Source organism: Larkinella sp. C7 (assembly GCF_006149005.1).
GTDB lineage: Bacteria > Bacteroidota > Bacteroidia > Cytophagales > Spirosomataceae > Larkinella.
The window spans coordinates 489-1,164 of sequence record NZ_VBSL01000055.1; the positions used below are offsets into that span (position 1 = coordinate 489).

Annotated in this window: 1 protein-coding gene; it reads left to right on the top strand. The window is 38.3% G+C overall.

Annotated features, from left to right (window positions below):
• Nucleotides 1-624 (top strand): IS256 family transposase (locus tag FH871_RS31705; RefSeq protein ID WP_138995312.1); only part of this gene is annotated, 624 nt, incomplete at its 5' end.
• Between the last annotated feature and the right edge of the window lie 52 nt (nt 625-676).

Sequence of the window (676 nt, forward strand, 5' to 3'; positions counted from 1 at the left end):
ATTACACCAGAAGGACAGAAGGCTGTTCTTGGATATGAAATCGCCCCAAATGAAAACAATGCTTCTTGGTCCACCCTGTTAGACAAGCTTCAAAACCAAGGAATCCAACAGGTTTCTCTTGTAGTGACCGATGGCTTCAAGGGGCTTGAGCAGATGATCAGTCAGGCTTACCCATTAGCTAAACAACAACGTTGCTTCATTCATATTAGTCGGAATTTGGCTAGTAAGGTGAAGCGATCTGATCGAGCAGTTATTCTGGAGCAATTTAAAATGATTTATCGTGCTGAAAATTTAGAAATGGCAGTCCAAGCTTTGGAGGACTTTATCGCTGAATGGAAGCCAAAGTATAGGAAAGTGATGGAAAGTTTGGAGAATACGGATAATCTTTTAACTTTTTATCAGTTTCCCTACCAGATTTGGCACAGCATTTATTCGACAAACCTCATTGAGTCTCTTAACAAAGAAATCAAACGTCAAACGAAAAAGAAGGTTCTTTTTCCTAACGAGGAGGCTCTGGAACGTTATTTAGTTACTTTGTTTGAAGATTATAATTTCAAACAAAGTCAACGAATCCATAAAGGGTTTGGCCAATGTTCTGACACACTTGAAAGCTTATTTGATTAACACTCCGTAACTCTACTTGAGTGTTTACACATAATTATTGACAGTATCCTTA